The organism is Shinella sp. CPCC 101442, from assembly GCF_024704725.1.
Taxonomy (GTDB): domain Bacteria; phylum Pseudomonadota; class Alphaproteobacteria; order Rhizobiales; family Rhizobiaceae; genus Shinella.
Map to the genome: position 1 here is coordinate 204,697 of NZ_JALIQS010000006.1, position 18,030 is coordinate 222,726.

Sequence of the window (18,030 nt, forward strand, 5' to 3'; positions counted from 1 at the left end):
ACATGACAGACAAAGCTGGACTGACGGGCGCCGTGCCGCGGCAACGCGACACGCGCCTTGATGTCTTCAGGGCCATCGCCCTCCTGACGATTTTCGTCAATCACGTTCCGGGCCAGTATCTGGAACACCTGACGCACAAGAATTTCGGCTTTTCCGATTCGGCTGAAGCCTTCGTTCTGATTTCGGGCATGTCGGTGGGCCTCGCCTATGGATCGCGCTTCGCCGTCGGCGAGCGGCTGGCGGTGACGCTGCGCATCCTGCGCCGGGCGCTGACGCTCTATATCGCCCATATCATGACGAGCATTCTGACCTTCGCGATTTTCGCGGGCGGTGCCTTGTGGTTCGAACGCCCCGACCTGATCTCGGAGATCAACCTGCGCGCCGTCGTCGACCGCACGGAGCAGGGTGTCGTCAGCATGGTGCTGCTCGGCCATCAGTTCGGCTACAACAACATCCTGTCGATGTATGCCGTGTTGTTCCTGATGCTGCCGGGCTTCCTCTGGCTCTACCGGCAGAGCGCGCTGCTGTTGCTCGCCGTCTCCGGCACGCTCTGGCTTTGCGCCGGCATCTGGCAGATCGCGCCGTCGAATTTTCTCGATGACGGCAAGTGGTTCCTCAATCCCTTGTCCTGGCAGTTCCTCTTCGTCATCGGCTTCGTCGGCGTGCTCAAGGCGAAGCGAACGGGTATTCCCCGCAACATCGGGCTGACGGTGCTTTCCGCAGCCTATCTTTTCGTCGCGATGCTCTGGGTCGTGTTTTCCTGGTGGAACATCGACTTCTCCTACGGTCTGCCGGCCGTGTTGACCGGTTTCGACAAGACGTTCCTCTCGGCCACCCGCCTGCTGCATGTGCTTGCCGGCGCCTATCTGGTGGCGACGATCCCGGTTCTGTCGAACTGGGCGGCGCTGCCGCTCTCCCATCCGCTGGTGGCCGTCGGCCGGCATTCGCTCGCCGTCTTCATCTTCGGCACGATCCTCGCCATGGTCGGGCAGGTGATGATGTTCGTCACGGGCAAGAACCCCCTCATCGGCACGCTCTATGCCCTTGCTGGCATCGTGCTGCATGTCGTCTATGCGCGGTATCTCGACTGGCAGGCCGCCGTTATCGGCAGCACGAATGCAAAACGGCAGGGCGTGCGAGGCCCTGCCGGTTAAAAGGGGCGCGAAGCCCGAAGCACTGCCTGGGATCAGGCTGCGGTGTGGCTCTTGCGCACGTCGTCGTCCGTCAGGATGCCGCTGGCGCGCAGCAGGGCGGCGAAACGGCCGTTGCTCTGGCTGAGATCGTTGAACGTGCCCATTTCGGCAACCTGGCCGTGATCCATGAAAACCACCAGATCGGCTTCACGGACCGTCGAGAGGCGGTGCGCGATGATGAAGGTCGTGCGGTTGCGGCGCAGCTGGTCGATCGCCGCCTTGACCCGCGCTTCCGTCTCCACGTCGAGCGCGCTGGTCGCCTCGTCGAGAACCAGGATCGGCGCGTTCTTCAGGATGGCGCGGGCAATCGCGATGCGCTGGCGCTCGCCGCCCGAAAGGCGGTTGCCGCGCTCGCCGACATGCGTGTCGTAGCCGCTCTGGCGCGACGCGATGAAGTCGTTCGCCGCTGCGGCTTCCGCGGCCACCATGACCTCGTCTTCCGTGGCGCCCTCGCGACCAAGACGGATGTTGTCCGAGATCGAGCGGTTGAGCAAGCCGGCATCCTGGAAGACCGTGGCAATCGAATGGCGCAACGACTTGCGCGTCACCTTGGATATATCGACGCCGTCGATGAGGATCTGGCCCGATTGCGGCTCGTAGACGCGCTGCAGCAGGTTGACGAGCGTCGTCTTGCCGGCACCCGTCGGGCCGACGATGGCGACCGTCTGGCCGGCTTCCGCCGTGAACGAGACGTCGCGCACGCCCTGGGTGGCATTGGCGAAGTCGAAGCTGATATTGCGGAATTCGACCCGGCCCTTGACGTCGCCGAGATCGCCGGCGCCCGCAGGCTCCTCGCGCTCCTTGACGGCGTCTTCCAGCGTGAAGAAGTCCTCGAGCTTCGAGCGGGCTTCGAAGATCTGCGTCACGAAGGCCTTCATCTGGTCGAGACGGCCGATGAGCAGGCCGGCAAAGCCGATGAAGGCGATGACGTCACCCACCTTGATTTCACCGCGCTGCACCAGAACCGTGCCGATGACGAGGATGGTCATCATGGAAATGGTCGAGGCGATGCGGTTGAGCGCGCTGGCGAGCGCCCACCAGTCGAGCACCGGATACTGGGCATTGATCAGCCGCTCGGCAAAACGCTTCAGTTCGCGCGTCTCCGCCTCGATGCGGTTGTAGCTGTGTACGACCGAAACGTTGCTGATGGAGTCGGACACATGCGAGAAGACGGTGTGGTAGTGGTTCTCGACAGAGGCCTGGCCCTCACGGGTGCGGTTCATCACCACCTTGCCGATCAGCACATAGAGCGCGCCGAGCACGACCAGCACCATCGAAAGACGATAATCCATCACGAAAGCGGTGGGCACGAGCAGCACGAGCGCCACGGCGGTCGCAAGGTGCGTGCGCATGAATTCGAGCCAGAGGCCGAACAGCGTCTCGCAGGCGCGCAGCAACGTGTGCAGGGCATTCGAGGTGCCGCGCTGGCTATGCCAGGCGAGCGGCATGGAAATGATACGGCCGAAGGCTTCCGTCAGCAGGCTGGCGCGGCGGCCATGGGCCAGCCGGTCGGCCTCGCGGGCGACGAGCACGAAGGCGATGGTGTTGAACAGGCCGAAGCCCGCCCACATCAGCAACAGTGGCGTGACGTTCCCCTGGGAAGAGATGGCATCGATGATGCGACCGAACAGGATCGGTTCGGCAATGGCGATCACGGCGAGCACGACGTTGGCGGAGACAACCGAACCAACACGGAGCTTGTAGACGCTCAGATAGCTGAGCGCCCTTGCATAGACCTGAAACAAAGACACGAATGCGGCCTTTCCGGGCAAAACCTGTTGTGCAGTGCGATATTCGCACCTCTCAATCCCTTGGCTTCAGGCATTAAGCAGCGCAAGGGGCGAAAGTTCTTCGCGGCGGAGCAAATTTCATGACGCAATTGAAATCTTGCGTGATGTCAGTGTTTTGCGCGCCACGACGTCCTTATCCGATTGATTTTCATCATTCGATCCTGCCAAGTGTAGGCGGGGCAACATGAATGGGACATGACTGGCCGGAATACGGTCGGTTATTTCTTCGAATTTGAATTGGGGCGCTTCGAGCGCGGGGCATATGAAGATCAACTTGCTGGTGCAGTTCCTTGCACTGATCGACGAGTTGCGGGGCCGTGAGGAGACGACGGCCGAATTCGAGCGTCTGCTGACACTTTGCGGCTTCGACTATTATTGGCTGACCCTGGCACCGAAGCCGGTGGAGAGCTTGTCCGGTCTGATGCTCGCCGGGCGCTGGCCGCGAGGATGGCCGGAAACCTATCTTCAGAAGCGCTACATGCAGGTCGATCCGACGGTGCGGTATCTCGGTCATGCGCAGACGGGTTTCCGCTGGCGCGACACGTTGAGCGCCTTCCGCGCGAGCCCGCATCGCAAGCGCATGGAGCGCATGATGGTGGATGCGCGGCAGAACGGGCTGGAGGATGGCTACCTTTTCCCCGTCCACGGGCGGCGCGGCCTTGTCGGCAGCCTCAGCCTGGGCGGCAAGCCCGTCGAACTCGAAGGTGTCGAGATCGGCCTTCTCGACAGCATCGCCCGGCGGCTTTACTGGAAGCTCGTCCATATCGAGAATCCGGATATGGCGGCGCGTCTGACGGCCGTCGTGGATGTCGAGCTGACGCGGCGTGAAATGGAAGCGCTGAGCCTGCTTGCCGAAGGCATGACCTCGCCGGATATCGGCCGTGTCCTCGGCATTTCCAGCCATACGGTCGATTGGTACATGAACGGCATCCAGGAAAAGCTCGACGCCCGCAATCGCCATCACGCTGTTGCGATCGCTTTCCGTCTGGGCCTTGTGTCGTAAGCGCACGTTTTCGCGCGCGTGCATCAACTGCTTGTTTTGAAACAACCTATGGCGGAAAATTACCCTCTGGCGCGACCGGGATTGTTTCCTGCGGCGCAAATCTTTTGTTCCGTGACGACTACAAAATTGCACTTTGGAAATTAGCCGCTAATAATTCTCTTCGCGGGTGCAGCATTTCCCGTTTTCGAGTCCCCACCCAAGTCAATGAGGAGTTCGACTTGCCCATATCCAAGATCCTTGTCGCCAACCGTTCAGAAATCGCCATCCGCGTGTTCCGCGCGGCCAATGAACTGGGCTTGAAAACGGTCGCGATATGGGCGGAAGAGGACAAACTGGCGCTGCACCGCTTCAAGGCCGACGAGAGCTACCAGATCGGCCGCGGCCCGCATCTGGCCCGCGATCTCGGCCCCATCGAAAGCTACCTGGCGATCGAGGAAGTGATCCGTGTCGCCAGGCTTTCGGGCGCCGACGCGATCCATCCCGGCTACGGCCTGCTCTCGGAAAGCCCGGAATTCGTCGATGCCTGTGACGCCGCCGGCATCACCTTCATCGGCCCGCGTCCGGCCACCATGCGCCAGCTCGGCAACAAGGTCGCCGCGCGCAACCTCGCCATGTCCGTCGGCGTACCGGTCGTGCCGGCCACCGATCCGCTGCCGGACGACGAGGCTGAAATCCATCGCCTCGCCGCCGAGATCGGCTATCCCGTCATGCTCAAGGCCTCCTGGGGCGGTGGCGGGCGCGGCATGCGCGCGATCCGCGATGCGAAGGATCTGATCCGCGAGGTGACGGAAGCCAAGCGCGAGGCGAAGGCCGCCTTCGGCAAGGACGAGGTCTATCTCGAAAAGCTCGTCGAGCGTGCCCGCCACGTCGAAAGCCAGATTCTCGGCGATACCCACGGCAATGTCGTGCATCTCTTCGAGCGCGACTGCTCCATCCAGCGCCGCAACCAGAAGGTCGTCGAGCGCGCGCCCGCCCCCTATCTTTCCGAGGCGCAGCGCCAGGAACTGGCGAACTATTCGCTGAAGATCGGCCAGGCGACGAACTATATCGGCGCCGGCACGGTCGAGTACCTGATGGATGTCGAGAGCGGCAAGTTCTACTTCATCGAAGTCAATCCGCGCATCCAGGTTGAACACACCGTCACGGAAGTCGTGACGGGTATCGATATCGTCAAGGCGCAGATCCACATCCTCGACGGTGAAGCGATCGGCACCCCGGAATCGGGCGTTCCCGCGCAGGAAAACATCCGTCTCAACGGCCATGCGCTGCAGTGCCGCATCACCACGGAAGACCCCGAACAGAACTTCATCCCGGACTACGGCCGCATCACCGGCTACCGCTCGGCGGCCGGCTTCGGCATCCGTCTCGACGGTGGCACGGCCTATACCGGCGCCTACATCACCCGCTACTACGACCCTCTGCTCGTCAAGGTCACGGCATCGGGCAGCACGGCGGCAGAGGCCATTACCCGTATGGACCGCGCGCTGCGCGAGTTCCGTATCCGTGGCGTTGCGACCAACCTCACCTTCCTCGAGGCGATCATCGGCCACGAGGCCTTCCGCAACAACACCTACACGACCCGCTTCATCGATACGACGCCGGAGCTCTTCCAGCAGGTGAAGCGCCAGGACCGCGCGACGAAGCTGCTCACCTATATCGCCGACGTCACCGTCAACGGCCATCCGGAAGCCAAGGGCCGGCCGAAGCCGCCGTCCGACGTCGCCAAGCCCGTCGTACCCTATATCAACGGGGATATTCCCGACGGCACCAAGCAGAAGCTCGACGAACTCGGACCGAAGAAGTTCGCCGAATGGCTGCGCGCGCAAAACCAGGTACTGCTGACCGATACGACGATGCGCGATGCGCATCAGTCGCTGCTGGCGACCCGCATGCGCACGCATGACATCGCCCGCGTCGCCGGCACCTATGCCCGGGCGCTTCCGCAGCTCTTCTCGCTGGAGTGCTGGGGCGGTGCGACCTTCGACGTCTCCATGCGCTTCCTGACGGAAGATCCGTGGGAGCGTCTGGCCCGCATCCGCGAGGATGCGCCGAACCTGCTGCTGCAGATGCTGCTGCGCGGCGCCAACGGCGTCGGCTACAAGAACTATCCCGACAATGTCGTGAAGTATTTCGTGCGCCAGGCCGCCAAGGGTGGCATCGACGTCTTCCGCGTGTTCGACTGCCTCAACTGGGTCGACAACATGCGCGTCTCGATGGACGCCATCGCCGAAGAGAACCGCATCTGCGAGGCGACGATCTGCTATACCGGCGATCTCCTGAATGCCGCCCGCCCGAAATACGACCTGAAGTATTATACCAATCTTGCCGGCGAGCTGGAAAAGGCCGGCGCGCACATGATCGCGCTGAAGGACATGGCGGGTCTCCTGAAGCCCGCCGCTGCCCGTGTGCTGTTCAAGGCGTTGCGCGAGGCGACCGACCTGCCGATCCATTTCCACACCCATGACACGTCGGGCATTGCGGCGGCGACCGTGCTTGCCGCGGTGGATGCCGGCGTCGATGTCGTGGATGCCGCGATGGATGCGCTGTCGGGCAACACGTCCCAGCCCTGCCTCGGCTCGATCGTCGAGGCGCTGAAGGGGTCCGAGCGTGATCCGGGCCTCGATCCGGAATGGATTCGCCGCATCTCCTTCTACTGGGAGGCCGTGCGCTTCCAGTATGCCGCCTTCGAAAGCGACCTCAAGGGGCCGGCCTCCGAGGTCTATCTGCATGAAATGCCGGGCGGCCAGTTCACCAACCTCAAGGAGCAGGCCCGTTCGCTCGGTCTAGAGACCAAGTGGCACCGCGTCGCCCAGGCCTATGCCGACGCCAACCAGATGTTCGGCGATATCGTCAAGGTGACGCCCTCCTCCAAGGTGGTCGGCGACATGGCGCTGATGATGGTCAGCCAGGACCTCACCGTCGCCGATGTCGAGAACCCGGCCAGGGACATCGCCTTCCCCGATTCGGTCGTGTCGATGCTCAAGGGCGATCTCGGCCAGCCCCCGGGCGGCTGGCCTGCCGCCCTTCAGAAGAAGGTGCTGAAGGGCGAGGAACCCTATACCGCCGTGCCGGGTTCGCTGCTGCCGCCTGCCGATCTCGCTGCCGAGCGCAAGGCGATCGAGGACAAGCTGGAGCGTCCGCTCGACGACTTCGAGTTCGCCTCGTATCTGATGTATCCGAAGGTTTTCACCGACTACGCGCTGGCCGTCGATACCTACGGTCCCGTCAGCGTCCTGCCGACACTGGCCTATTTCTACGGGCTTGCGCCGGGTGAGGAGCTTCAGCCGGAGCTGGAGAAGGGCGTCTCGCTCGTCATCCTGCACCAGGCGATCAGCGAGCCGGATACGCAGGGCATGGTCAAGGTGTTCTTCGAGCTGAACGGCCAGCCGCGCCTCATCAAGGTGCCGGATCGCAACCGTGCCGCAACGTCTGCCGTGCGCCGCAAGGCCGAAAGCAGCAATGCTGCCCATCTCGGCGCCCCGATGCCGGGCGTCATCTCGACGGTCTCGATCTCCGCCGGCCAGCCGGTCAAGGCCGGCGACGTGCTGCTGTCCATCGAGGCGATGAAGATGGAAACGGCGCTGCACGCCGAAAGGGACGGCATGATCTCGGAAGTGCTGGTGCGCGCCGGCGACCAGATCGACGCCAAGGACCTCTTGATCGTCTACGGCGCCTGACCGGCGCAAGGACGTGAAGGCCTGATTGATAGGGATGGGGATTAACCCCATCCCTTTTTTTATCTTGCTTTCCGGCAATTGCGGACGCACAACGCGACGAAATTGTTCAACAAACCATGGCTTCCATGAGCTTCGTCATCCGCACTGCCGCGCTCGGCGACATCGCCGCCTTCACTGAAATCTATCGCGAATCCGTGCTGAACGGGGTGGCGAGCTACGAGATCGACCCGCCCTCGCTCGACGCGATGGAGGCGCGCTTCACCGCGATCACCGGCAAGGGCTATCCCTATATCGTCGCGGTCGAACAGACCGGGCTGATCCTCGGCTATGCCTATGCTTCGGCGTTTCGCACGCGGCCGGCCTATCGCTGGCTCGTCGAGGATTCGGTCTATCTGGCGCCCGAAGCGCGCGGCAAGGGCGTCGGCAAGGCGCTGCTCGCCGAACTGATCCGCCGCGCCACCGATCTCGGTTTTCGCCAGATGGTGGCCGTCATCGGCGGCGCCCATCCCGCATCGATCGCCGTGCACAGTGCTGCCGGCTTCGAGCATTCCGGCCGCATGACGGCGACGGGCTTCAAGCACGGGCGCTGGCTGGATACGGTCTTCATGCAGCGCGCATTGGGAGAGGGCGCGGAAAATGAGCCTTCGGCGACGGACTATCCGGGCACGATGGCCTGATCACGTCTCGATGAGGCGCAAGACCTTGTCGAACAGCTTTAGCACCTGCTTCAGCTCGTGGCCGCGCTTCAGGATCGTGCCGTGCTGGTTGATGACGCTGTAGGCACCCTGCTTGGCGGCGAGCTTCGGGTCCTTCTCGATGCGGTAAAGCGGCATTTCGCCGGAGCGCTTGAAGACGGAAAAGACCGCTTTGTCGCGCATATGGTCGATGGCGTAGTCGCGCCATTCGCCTTCGCCGACCATGCGGCCATAGACCCACAGGATCGCATCGAGCTCGCGTCGATGGAACGTGACGGGCAGCGGATCCTTGCTGCTCTTGTATTCCCTGAGGTCGACCACGACATCGGACGCCTGCAAATCCGGCTGATCAGTCATCGAATCTCCGCACTCTACCTGTGACGGCACGGTGACAGTGTGCCTGACCGGAGATGAAATGCAAGGCGCGTGGCCAAGTCTGCGGCCCGGACTTGCGTTTTCGCAAAAATCCGTCCTGCCGCATTTCAGACAAACAGACGCCCAAATTTAAAGAGAGAGTTCGCCCGTCGCAGCCTGTCCCGGCCATCCGCTTCACGCGGAAGCCTGGCCGGTCCGGCCAGCGTCTGTCGAAGTTGCCCTGTATTCCGTTGTCGGCAGCTTCGTCCCGGTCCGGTCCGTCTCCTTCGAACCCTCAAGCCCCAGCCCCTCGAAGAAGCCGGACCGGACCTCCCCCGCGGGGGAGGTTATCGGGTCGCTTTGTCCCCGGTCAGCACCATTGCGCCGAGAATGTCGCCGGGCGTATCGGCCGTCTTCATGCGTTGCAGCAGGATGGCGCAGCCGCCGGATTTCTTTTTCTTCTTCAGCATGTCGGCGGGAAGTACGAGGTTGGTTTCCTTGCCTTCCCACATGCCGATCGTTTCCATGTCGGTGACGGCGTGCCAGTAGTTGACCGTCTTGCCGACGTTCTCGCCCTTGTCGATGTTGATCGTGCGCTCGCGCTCGAAATAGGCGATGACGATATTGGCCTTGCCCTCGCCGGGGCCGACGCGGATGCGCAGTTCATCGTTCTTCACCTCGACATCGACCGGCACCGTCAGCCCCTTGCCTTCGTCGGGCATGGCGCCGATGCGCGCGCGGATGCCGCTGATGTCGGCGCCGTTGATGTGCTCGCGGCCGTTCAGCACGGCCTGTGGGGTGTAGACGCCGTTGCGGCCGAACATGCGGGCATAGGCATATTGCCGGTCGGTATTGTCCTTGGAGGCGAGCGTGTCAGCCCAGCCGAGATAGTTCCAGTAGTCGACGTGATAGGAGAGGGCCACGACTTCACCCTCGCGGGCGAGCGTTTCCAGCGCCTTGTCGGCTGGTGGGCAGGAGGAGCAGCCCTGGCTGGTGAAAAGCTCGACGACGCCCTTGGGCTTGATGGCTTCCTCAGCGGAGGCGGTGCTGGCCCCGAGCATCAGCAGGATCGCCAGACATTCCGGTATGTACGGTCTCGGCATGATCATTTCCAATGAAGCGCCGGCAAAGGCCGACCTTTTGAAGCCGTCATACGCGCTTGGCCCTTCAACAGGAAGTCACGATGGAGTGAGATTTTTACCTCCCAAAACGAAAAATGCCGGGGTTTGAGGCCCCGGCATTTCTTGTTTCACGCTGAAACCGATCAGGCGGCGAGGTCGCGCAGAACGGTCTGCAGGATGCCGCCATTGTTCATGTAGGTGACTTCGTCGAGCGTATCGATGCGGCAAAGCAGCGGAACCTCCTTCACCGTGCCGTCGGCATAGGTGATCTTGGCGATCTTCTTCTCGCGCGGCTTGATGTCGCCTTCCAGGCCCTCGATCGTGACGACTTCGTCGCCCTTGAGGTCGAGCGACGCCCAGGTCGTGCCTTCCTCGAAGACGAAGGGCACGATGCCCATGCCGACGAGGTTGGAGCGGTGGATACGCTCGAAGGACTGTGCCACCACGGCCTTGACGCCGAGCAGGTTGGTGCCCTTGGCCGCCCAGTCGCGCGACGAACCGTTGCCGTATTCGACGCCGGCGAAGATGACGAGCGGAACGCCCTCGGCCTTGTACTTCATGGCCGCGTCGTAAATCGACATCTCTTCCTTCGTCGGATAGTGGATCGTGTAGCCACCTTCCTTGCCGTTCGGGCCGAGCATGTGGTTGCGGATGCGGATGTTGGCAAAGGTGCCGCGCATCATCACTTCATGGTTGCCGCGGCGCGTGCCGTACTGGTTGAAGTCGGCAACGGCAACGCCGTTGTCCGTCAGGTAGGCACCGGCCGGAGACGCAGCCTTGATCGAACCGGCCGGCGAAATGTGGTCGGTGGTGATCTTGTCGCCGAACAGGCCGAGGACGCGGGCACCCTCGATGTTCTTGAGGCCCGAGCCGGTCTTGCCCATGCCGACGAAGTAGGGCGGGTTCTGCACATAGGTCGAGTGGTCGTCCCAGGCATAGGTCTGGCCGGCGGGTACCTGCACGGCCTGCCAGTTCTCGTCGCCCTTGAACACGTCGGCATATTTCGCGGCGTAGAGCGCGCGGGTGACGTATTTCAGGATGAACTCCTGGATTTCCTGCGAGGTCGGCCAGATGTCCTTGAGGTAGACCGGGTTGCCGTCCTTGTCTTCGCCGAGCGGCTCCGTCGTCAGGTCCTTCTGGACCGAACCGGCGAGTGCGTAGGCGACGACGAGCGGCGGCGAGGCGAGGTAATTCGCCTGCACATCCGGCGAGATGCGGCCTTCGAAGTTGCGGTTGCCGGAGAGAACGCCGGCGGCAATCAGGCCCTTGTCGTTGATCGTCTTGGAGATCGGCGCCGGCAGCGGGCCGGAATTGCCGATGCACGTCGTGCAGCCGAAGCCGACGAGGTTGAAGCCGAGCTTGTCGAGGTCGGCCTGCAGGCCGGACTTGGCAAGGTATTCGCCGACGACCTGCGACCCCGGTGCCAGCGACGTCTTGACCCACGGCTTCGTCTTCAGGCCCTTGGCGACCGCGTTGCGGGCGAGGAGGCCTGCGGCGATGAGAACCGACGGGTTGGACGTGTTGGTGCACGACGTGATGGCGGCAATGGCGACGTCGCCGTGGCCGAGATCATAGTCGGTGCCTTCGACCGGGTAGCGGTTGGAAAGCTGGCCCGGCTTCTTGTAGTCGGTGTCCATCGAACCGGCGAAGCCCGACGCGATGTTTTCGAGCGGGATGCGGCCTTCCGGACGCTTCGGGCCGGCCATGGCGGGCACGACGGCGCCGAGGTCGAGTTCGAGCGTGTCGGTGAAGACGAGGTCAGACCCGTCATTGTCACGCCACATGCCCTGCGCCTTCGAATAGGCTTCGACCAGCGCGATGCGCTGCTCTTCGCGGCCGGACATGGTGAGGTAGTTGACGGTTTCGCCGTCGACCGGGAAGAAGCCGCAGGTCGCGCCATATTCCGGGCCCATATTGCCGATCGTCGCGCGGTCGGCGAGCGTCATGTTGTCGAGGCCGGGGCCGAAGAATTCGACGAACTTGGAGACCACGCCCTTCTTGCGCAGCATCTGCACGACCATCAGCACGAGGTCGGTCGCAGTGACGCCTTCCTTGAGCTTGCCGGTCAGCTTGAAGCCGATGACCTCGGGCAGCAGCATGGAGACCGGCTGGCCGAGCATGGCGGCTTCGGCTTCGATGCCGCCCACGCCCCAGCCGAGAACGCCGAGGCCGTTGATCATGGTCGTGTGGCTGTCGGTGCCGACGCAGGTATCCGGGTAGGCGATGATCTCGCCGTCTTCTTCCTTGGTCCAGACCGTCTGGCCCAGATATTCCAGATTGACCTGATGACAGATGCCGGTGCCCGGGGGAACGACGCGGAAGTTCTTGAACGCCTGCTGGCCCCACTTGAGGAAGCGGTAGCGCTCGCCGTTGCGCTGGTATTCCAGCTCGACGTTGCGGGCAAAGGCGGTCGGCGTGCCGAATTCGTCGACGATGACGGAGTGGTCGATGACGAGGTCGACGGGAACGAGCGGGTTGATCTTTTCCGGATCACCACCGAGCGACACCATCGCGTCGCGCATGGCCGCAAGGTCAACGACGGCCGGAACGCCGGTGAAGTCCTGCATCAGCACGCGCGCCGGGCGATAGGCGATCTCGTTTTCGACGGTGCCCTTGTTCGTCAGCCAGTCGACGACGGAGAGGATCTGCTCCTTGGTGACCGAACGACCGTCCTCGAAGCGCAGCAGGTTCTCCAGAAGCACCTTCATCGAATAGGGGAGCTTCGAGACGCCGGCCAGCCCGTTCGCCTCAGCCTTGGGAAGGCTGTAATACACATAGTCGGTGCCGTTGACCGTAAGGGTCGAACGACAATTGAAACTGTCTAGGGATTTGGACACTTGATACCCCGTCTCGTCTGGCGCCAGAAAGCTGACGTACGAACGCCCTTGCGCTGTTCAAGCGCGTTATGGGATGCGGGTGCGGTCATTTCCGCTGTCCGTACGCGGAATTCATTCCGGTTCGGCGCTTGGATGAAATTCACGCCGACCGCTGGCGTGTTGCGGGGGTTATAGATAATTTCTAAGAAACGTTCCAGAGCGCCAAAGGGCAAATCGGGACAATTTTTTTGCGTTGCGACCAAGGTCGTAAAGGGAAAGTGAACAGTCATGCGGCTCGTCGCCGAAGGGTTGAGCGCCAGGCGCGGCGAAGACCTGATTTTCCAAGACATTTCCTTTGAAATCGCGGCCGGCGAGGCGCTCGTCGTCAAGGGGCCGAACGGTTCCGGCAAGTCGACGCTGCTGCGCGTTCTGGCGGGCCTTCTGCCGGCGGAGGCAGGCACGGCGAAACTCCTTGCTGCAGCGCAACCGGTGGAGCGCCTGAGTGAGGCCGCGCACTATCTAGGCCACCGCAACGCGATGAAGCGCGAACTGACCGTCGAGGAGAATCTCGCCTTCTGGAAAGCTTTTTTGGGTGATTTCGCAAACGGCGCCGCGGTCTCCGTCGACGAAGCGGCCGAATCGGTCGGCCTCGGCAGCATCGCGCATCTTCCCTTCGGCTATCTCTCCGCCGGTCAGCAGCGCCGCATGGCCATGGCAAAGCTGCTCGTCGCCTGGCGTCCCGTCTGGATCCTCGACGAGCCGACGGCGGCGCTCGATGTGGACGCCGAAAAGATGTTCACCGGTCTCGTCACCACTCACCTTGCCCGTGGCGGCATCGCGATTGCCGCAACGCATCAGCCGCTCGGGCTGGAGGGGGTGAAGGAACTCAGGATGGAGGGGTTTGTCTACGCCCATCCGGAGGCCTGGGCATGATCGCGCTCCTCTTGCGCGATCTCAAGCTCTCCGTCCGCTCCGGCGGCGGTGCGCTGATCGGCGTGCTTTTCTTCATGACGGTCGTCGCCGTCATTCCCTTCGGTGTCGGGCCGGACCTCAACCTTCTCTCGCGAATCGGCCCCGCCATCCTCTGGATCGGCGCTCTGCTCGCCTCGCTGCTCGGCCTCGACCGGCTGTTCCAGGCCGAGCGCGAGGATGGCTCGCTCGACCTGCTCCTCATGCAGGAAACGCCGCTGGTCCTGACGGTCTTCGTCAAATGCGTCGCGCACTGGATAGCGACCGGCCTGCCGCTCGTCATCGCCTCGCCGCTGCTCGGCCTGTTCATGAACATGGACGAGGTGGCGATCGGCGCGACGACGCTGACGCTCCTGGCCGGCACGCCCGCCATCACTTTCATCGGGGCTGCCGGCGCCGGCATTGCCGTGGCGCTGCCGCGCGGCGGGCTGCTCGTCTCCATCCTCGTGCTGCCGCTCGCCATTCCCGTGCTGATCTTCGGCGTCAGCGCGGTCTATGCGGCGATCCAGGAACCGGCTCCCTTCCTGCCGCCGTTCCTCATTCTCGTGGCGCTCAACCTGTTCTTTGCCGTCATCGGTCCCGTCGCGGCGGCCGCGGCGCTTCGTCTTTCGAGCGACTGACGGGAATGTGATTGCGGCAGATCAATTGAAGCCGAGGGGCTTCCGCGTTAAAGAACCATCATGAGCGAACCGAGCCTTGCCATCCGCAAATTCAGCGACCTCGCCAACCCGACGCGGTTTTTGGCGCTGGTTTCGACCGTCTGGCCCTGGCTTGCCGGACTGACGCTCTGTCTGTTCGCGATCGGGCTCTACCTTTCCTTCACGGGGCTGGGGGACTACCAGCAGGGCGAGACGGTGCGCATCATGTATGTGCATGTGCCGGCCGCCTGGCTTTCCATGATGTGCTACACGGTGATGGCGCTTTCGGCGCTCGGCACCCTGGTCTGGCGTCATCCGCTCGCCGATGTCTCGGCCAAGGCCGCCGCCCCCATCGGCGCCTGCTTCACACTCGTCGCCCTCATCACCGGCTCGCTCTGGGGCAAGCCCATGTGGGGCACGTGGTGGGTCTGGGATGCGCGGCTCACCTCGGTCTTCGTGCTCTTCCTGATGTATCTCGGCCTGATCGCGCTCAACCGCGCCATGGACGACCCGACGCGCGCCGCCAAGGTGAGTGCCGTCCTCATCCTCGTCGGTTTCGTCAACATCCCTATCATCAAGTTTTCCGTGGAGTGGTGGAACACGCTGCACCAGCCGGCGAGCGTCATCCGCATGGATGGCCCGACGATCGATCCCGCGTTTTTGTGGCCGCTGCTGGTGATGGCGATCGCCTTCACCATGCTGTTCTTCACGCTGCACATCCTCGCCATGCGCAATGAAATCCTGCGTCGCCGCATCGCCGTGCTGCGCCGCCATGCCGCCCGCTCGGCCGGAGATGCCGCATGAGCCACGCCTTCTACGTCACGGCATCCTATGTCGCTGCCTTTGCCGTCACCTTTGGTCTCGTGCTCTGGGTCTGGCTCGATCACCGTGGCCGTCACCGTGAGCTGCAGCGCCTGGAAGCGGCCGGCATCCGCCGCCGCTCGGCCCGATCAGAGGATGCCCGATGAGCGAGACGGAAAACCATGCCGAACGGGGCGGCACGCGTATGCGTCTCATCCTCGCCGCGCTGCCGCTTGCGATTTTCCTCGGCCTGGCGCTGATCTTCTGGACGCAGCTCAATTCCGGCCGCAACATCTCGGAAATCCCCTCCGCGCTGATCGGCACCAAGGCGCCCTTCCGCAATCTCGATCCGCTCGTTGGCGCTACGAAGGACGGCTTGCCGGTGCCGGCGCTGACAACGGAAACCGGCAAGGGCAAGGTGACCCTCGTCAATTTCTGGGCCTCCTGGTGCGTGCCCTGCCGGCAGGAACACCCCGTCATCCTTGAACTCTCCAAGGATCCGCGTCTCACCGTCGTCGGCGTCAACTACAAGGACGGCAGCGAAAACGCGCTGCGCTTCCTCGGCGAACTGGGCAATCCCTTCTCCGCCATCGGCCTCGATCCCGTCGGCAAGATGGCCATCGACTGGGGCGTCTACGGCATTCCGGAAAGCTATCTCGTCGGCCCTGACGGTACGATCCTCTACAAGCGGGTCGGGCCGTTCGACGAAAAGAGCCTCAAGGATGGCCTCTATCCGGCGATCGAAAAGGCGCTGGGCAAACCGGCCGGCTGATTTCCCCCCATTCTCATTCCCGTGTCCGCGAATCAGACGTGATGCACGAACGTCCTCGGGCGTTCGTGTCCGTCTGCAATCAAATGTGACGATCCTCGTTTGTTGACGTTTATGCCTGATTGTGCGTATTTATGCATAGTAACGCATGATTTGGTGACGACGATGTCCATGCAGGACCTTCTTCTCGGGGAGCGACAGGCGCTCATTCGCACGCGGCTCGACCTGTCGGGACGGGTGATTGCGGCGGAACTGGCGCAGGAACTCGGCGTGTCGGAAGACACGATCCGGCGGGATCTGCGCGAAATGGCGTCCGCCGGCTTGTGCCGCCGGGTCTATGGCGGGGCTTTGCGCATTTCCCAGTCGCAGGTCTCGATGACCGAGCGCATCGCGATCGGCGGCGAGCGCAAGGCCGCGCTGGCGCAAGCCGCAGCAGAACTCATTCCGGCCGGCTGCAACGTCTTCCTCGATGCCGGCAGCACCAATCTGGCGCTTGCCCGCGTGCTGCCCATTGGCGGCGACCTCACGGTGGTGACCAATGCCCCCGCCATCGCGGCGGCGGTGCTGGAGCGCGATATCAGGACAATCCAGCTCGGCGGCATGATCGATCCGGGTGTCGGCGGGGCCGTCGGCGCAAAGGCATTGCGCGATGCGGAGGCCTTTCGCCCCGATATCCTGGTGCTCGGCGTCTGCGGCATCGATGCGCAAGCGGGTGTCACCGCCTATTCGTTCGAGGATGCCGAGTTCAAGCGATCCCTTGTCTCGCGCAGCAAGTCCGTGCTCATCGCCGTCACCAACGACAAGCTTTCGAGCGCCGCGCCCTATTCGGTCGTGCCGCTGTCGCGCGTTACGCGCGCCGTGCTGGAGGCCGATGCGGACGACGCGGAAGCGGCGGCCCTCGAGCGCGCCGGCATCGAAATCATCCGGGCCAGTTAGGCCGCAGATCTCCCAAGCAATGGACCTCCCATGACACCGTCCGAAAACGCCGTCTCCGGCAAATCCTTCGCAAGAACCTACTTCCCCTCGACGCGGCTTGCCGTCTCCGGCCTCTTCCTGCTCAATGGCACCTTCGCCGGTGCCTGGGCGACGAAGATCCCGGAATTCGCCACGCGCCTCGGCCTTTCCGAATCGGGCCTTGGCCTGATGATCATGTTCTTCGGGGTCGGCTCGCTCGTGCTGATGCCGATTGCCGGCATCCTGATCGCCCATTTCGGCACGACGCGCACGGTCAAGGGGGCGACGCTCCTCTTCCTGACGACCATGCTGCTGCTTTCGATTGCACCGAACATCGCCGTCGGTGCCGTCGCCATCTTCTTCTTCGGCGGGCTGATGGGGGGGATGGATGTCGCGATGAACGGCAACGCCGTGGAGGTGGAGAAGTCGATGCGGCGCGCCATCATGTCGTCCTGCCACGCTTTCTGGAGCCTCGGCGCCTTCATCGGCGCGGCGACGGGCGGTTTCCTCATCGAGACGCTCGGCGTCATGGGGCATGCGGGCCTGCTTACCGCCGTGGGCGCGGTCGCGCTTCTCGTCATCTGGCCCTTCGTGCTGCACGATGCGCCGCATCCGAGCGAAGAGCGCCAGAAGGTGCGCCTGCCGATGACATTGCTGCCCTGGCTGATCGGCATCATGGCGCTGTTCTCGATGGTGCCGGAAGGCGCGATCCTCGACTGGGGTGCGCTTTACATGCGCGACGAACTCGGCGCGTCGCTGGCGCTCTCCGGCTTCGCCTTCGGTGCCTTCTCGCTGACCATGGCCGTCATGCGCTTTGCCGGCGACCATGTGCGCGACCGGTTCGGCGCGGTGAAGACGCTGCGCTTCTGCACGGTCACGGCGATGGTCGGCATGGTCATCGCCGGCCAGGCGCCCAACGCCTATGTGGCGATGATCGGCTTTGCGCTGTGCGGTGTCGGCATTTCCAACATGGTGCCGATCGCCTTCTCCGCCGCCGGCAATCTGCCGGGCTTCGCGCAGGGCGTGGCGCTGTCGGTCGCGACCGTCATGGGCTATTCCGGTTCGCTCTTCGCCCCCTCGGTCATCGGTTTCATCGCCGAGCATACCGGCTTTGCCATCATCTTCACGCTCCTGCCGGTGCTTTTCATCGTGGTGCTCCTGCTGTCGCGCCATGCGGTGCATGCGGACGTGCGCGAACACCACTGAGAGAGCGGCGCGCGGCGATCAAATCGTCGCGCGTGCCCGCCCTT

The 18,030-nt window shown here is 63.3% G+C and carries 15 protein-coding genes; 11 read left to right on the plus strand and 4 right to left on the minus strand.

Features of this window, described 5'->3' with window-relative positions; translation table 11 throughout:
- Positions 1 to 2 precede the first annotated feature (2 nt).
- Complete coding sequence (locus MUO32_RS21675) at positions 3 to 1,154, plus strand: OpgC family protein (protein ID WP_257950464.1); 1,152 nt, start codon at positions 3 to 5, stop codon at positions 1,152 to 1,154.
- Between the two features lie 32 nt (positions 1,155 to 1,186).
- Here the strand turns inward: MUO32_RS21675 and MUO32_RS21680 are convergent, their stop codons facing one another.
- Positions 1,187 to 2,944, minus strand: a complete 1,758-nt coding sequence (locus MUO32_RS21680) for a glucan ABC transporter ATP-binding protein/ permease (RefSeq protein WP_257950465.1) — start codon at positions 2,942 to 2,944, stop codon at positions 1,187 to 1,189.
- A 301-nt stretch (positions 2,945 to 3,245) separates the two neighbouring features.
- Here MUO32_RS21680 and MUO32_RS21685 point away from each other — a divergent pair, with 301 nt between their 5' ends.
- From MUO32_RS21685 to MUO32_RS21695, 3 genes are all read left to right on the plus strand, one after another.
- Positions 3,246 to 3,986: a LuxR family transcriptional regulator gene (locus MUO32_RS21685; RefSeq protein ID WP_257950466.1), complete on the plus strand. Its 741-nt coding sequence runs from the start codon at positions 3,246 to 3,248 to the stop codon at positions 3,984 to 3,986.
- Between the two features lie 218 nt (positions 3,987 to 4,204).
- Positions 4,205 to 7,663, plus strand: a complete 3,459-nt coding sequence (gene pyc / locus MUO32_RS21690) for a pyruvate carboxylase (RefSeq protein ID WP_257950467.1) — start codon at positions 4,205 to 4,207, stop codon at positions 7,661 to 7,663.
- 125 nt (positions 7,664 to 7,788) lie between these two features.
- Positions 7,789 to 8,340: a GNAT family N-acetyltransferase gene (locus MUO32_RS21695; RefSeq protein ID WP_257950591.1), complete on the plus strand. Its 552-nt coding sequence runs from the start codon at positions 7,789 to 7,791 to the stop codon at positions 8,338 to 8,340.
- Here MUO32_RS21695 and MUO32_RS21700 read toward each other — a convergent pair whose 3' ends face one another.
- The 3 genes from MUO32_RS21700 to acnA form a co-directional block, all read right to left on the minus strand.
- Positions 8,341 to 8,715: a DUF2794 domain-containing protein gene (locus MUO32_RS21700; RefSeq protein WP_257950468.1), complete on the minus strand. Its 375-nt coding sequence runs from the start codon at positions 8,713 to 8,715 to the stop codon at positions 8,341 to 8,343.
- A gap of 344 nt (positions 8,716 to 9,059) precedes the next feature.
- A complete protein-coding gene (locus tag MUO32_RS21705; RefSeq protein WP_374708707.1) occupies positions 9,060 to 9,818 on the minus strand; it encodes a DUF1223 domain-containing protein in 759 nt (252 codons plus the stop codon).
- A gap of 158 nt (positions 9,819 to 9,976) precedes the next feature.
- Complete coding sequence (gene acnA, locus MUO32_RS21710; RefSeq protein ID WP_069060644.1) at positions 9,977 to 12,670, minus strand: aconitate hydratase AcnA; 2,694 nt, start codon at positions 12,668 to 12,670, stop codon at positions 9,977 to 9,979.
- 267 nt (positions 12,671 to 12,937) lie between these two features.
- On the opposite strand from acnA, the gene ccmA reads away from it, so the two are divergent.
- The 7 genes from ccmA to MUO32_RS21745 all read left to right on the plus strand — a co-directional run bounded on the left by ccmA (position 12,938) and on the right by MUO32_RS21745 (position 17,986).
- Positions 12,938 to 13,582, plus strand: a complete 645-nt coding sequence (gene ccmA, locus MUO32_RS21715) for a heme ABC exporter ATP-binding protein CcmA (protein WP_257950469.1) — start codon at positions 12,938 to 12,940, stop codon at positions 13,580 to 13,582.
- Positions 13,579 to 14,238 (plus strand): heme exporter protein CcmB, encoded by a 660-nt coding sequence (ccmB, locus tag MUO32_RS21720; protein WP_257950470.1) that lies wholly within the window; start codon positions 13,579 to 13,581, stop codon positions 14,236 to 14,238. Before ccmA ends, ccmB begins: the two co-directional genes overlap by 4 nt.
- A 60-nt stretch (positions 14,239 to 14,298) precedes the next feature.
- Positions 14,299 to 15,060 (plus strand): heme ABC transporter permease, encoded by a 762-nt coding sequence (locus MUO32_RS21725; protein WP_257950471.1) that lies wholly within the window; start codon positions 14,299 to 14,301, stop codon positions 15,058 to 15,060.
- Positions 15,057 to 15,224, plus strand: coding sequence for a heme exporter protein CcmD (ccmD, locus tag MUO32_RS21730; protein ID WP_257950472.1), 168 nt, complete (start codon positions 15,057 to 15,059; stop codon positions 15,222 to 15,224). The genes MUO32_RS21725 and ccmD overlap by 4 nt, the downstream gene beginning before the upstream one ends.
- Complete coding sequence (locus tag MUO32_RS21735) at positions 15,221 to 15,829, plus strand: DsbE family thiol:disulfide interchange protein (protein WP_257950473.1); 609 nt, start codon at positions 15,221 to 15,223, stop codon at positions 15,827 to 15,829. The genes ccmD and MUO32_RS21735 overlap by 4 nt, the downstream gene beginning before the upstream one ends.
- 168 nt (positions 15,830 to 15,997) lie before the next feature.
- On the plus strand, positions 15,998 to 16,762 hold the full coding sequence (locus tag MUO32_RS21740) for a DeoR/GlpR family DNA-binding transcription regulator (RefSeq protein WP_257950474.1): 765 nt from the start codon (positions 15,998 to 16,000) through the stop codon (positions 16,760 to 16,762).
- A 30-nt stretch (positions 16,763 to 16,792) separates the two neighbouring features.
- Complete coding sequence (locus MUO32_RS21745; protein WP_257950475.1) at positions 16,793 to 17,986, plus strand: MFS transporter; 1,194 nt, start codon at positions 16,793 to 16,795, stop codon at positions 17,984 to 17,986.
- Positions 17,987 to 18,030 lie beyond the last annotated feature (44 nt).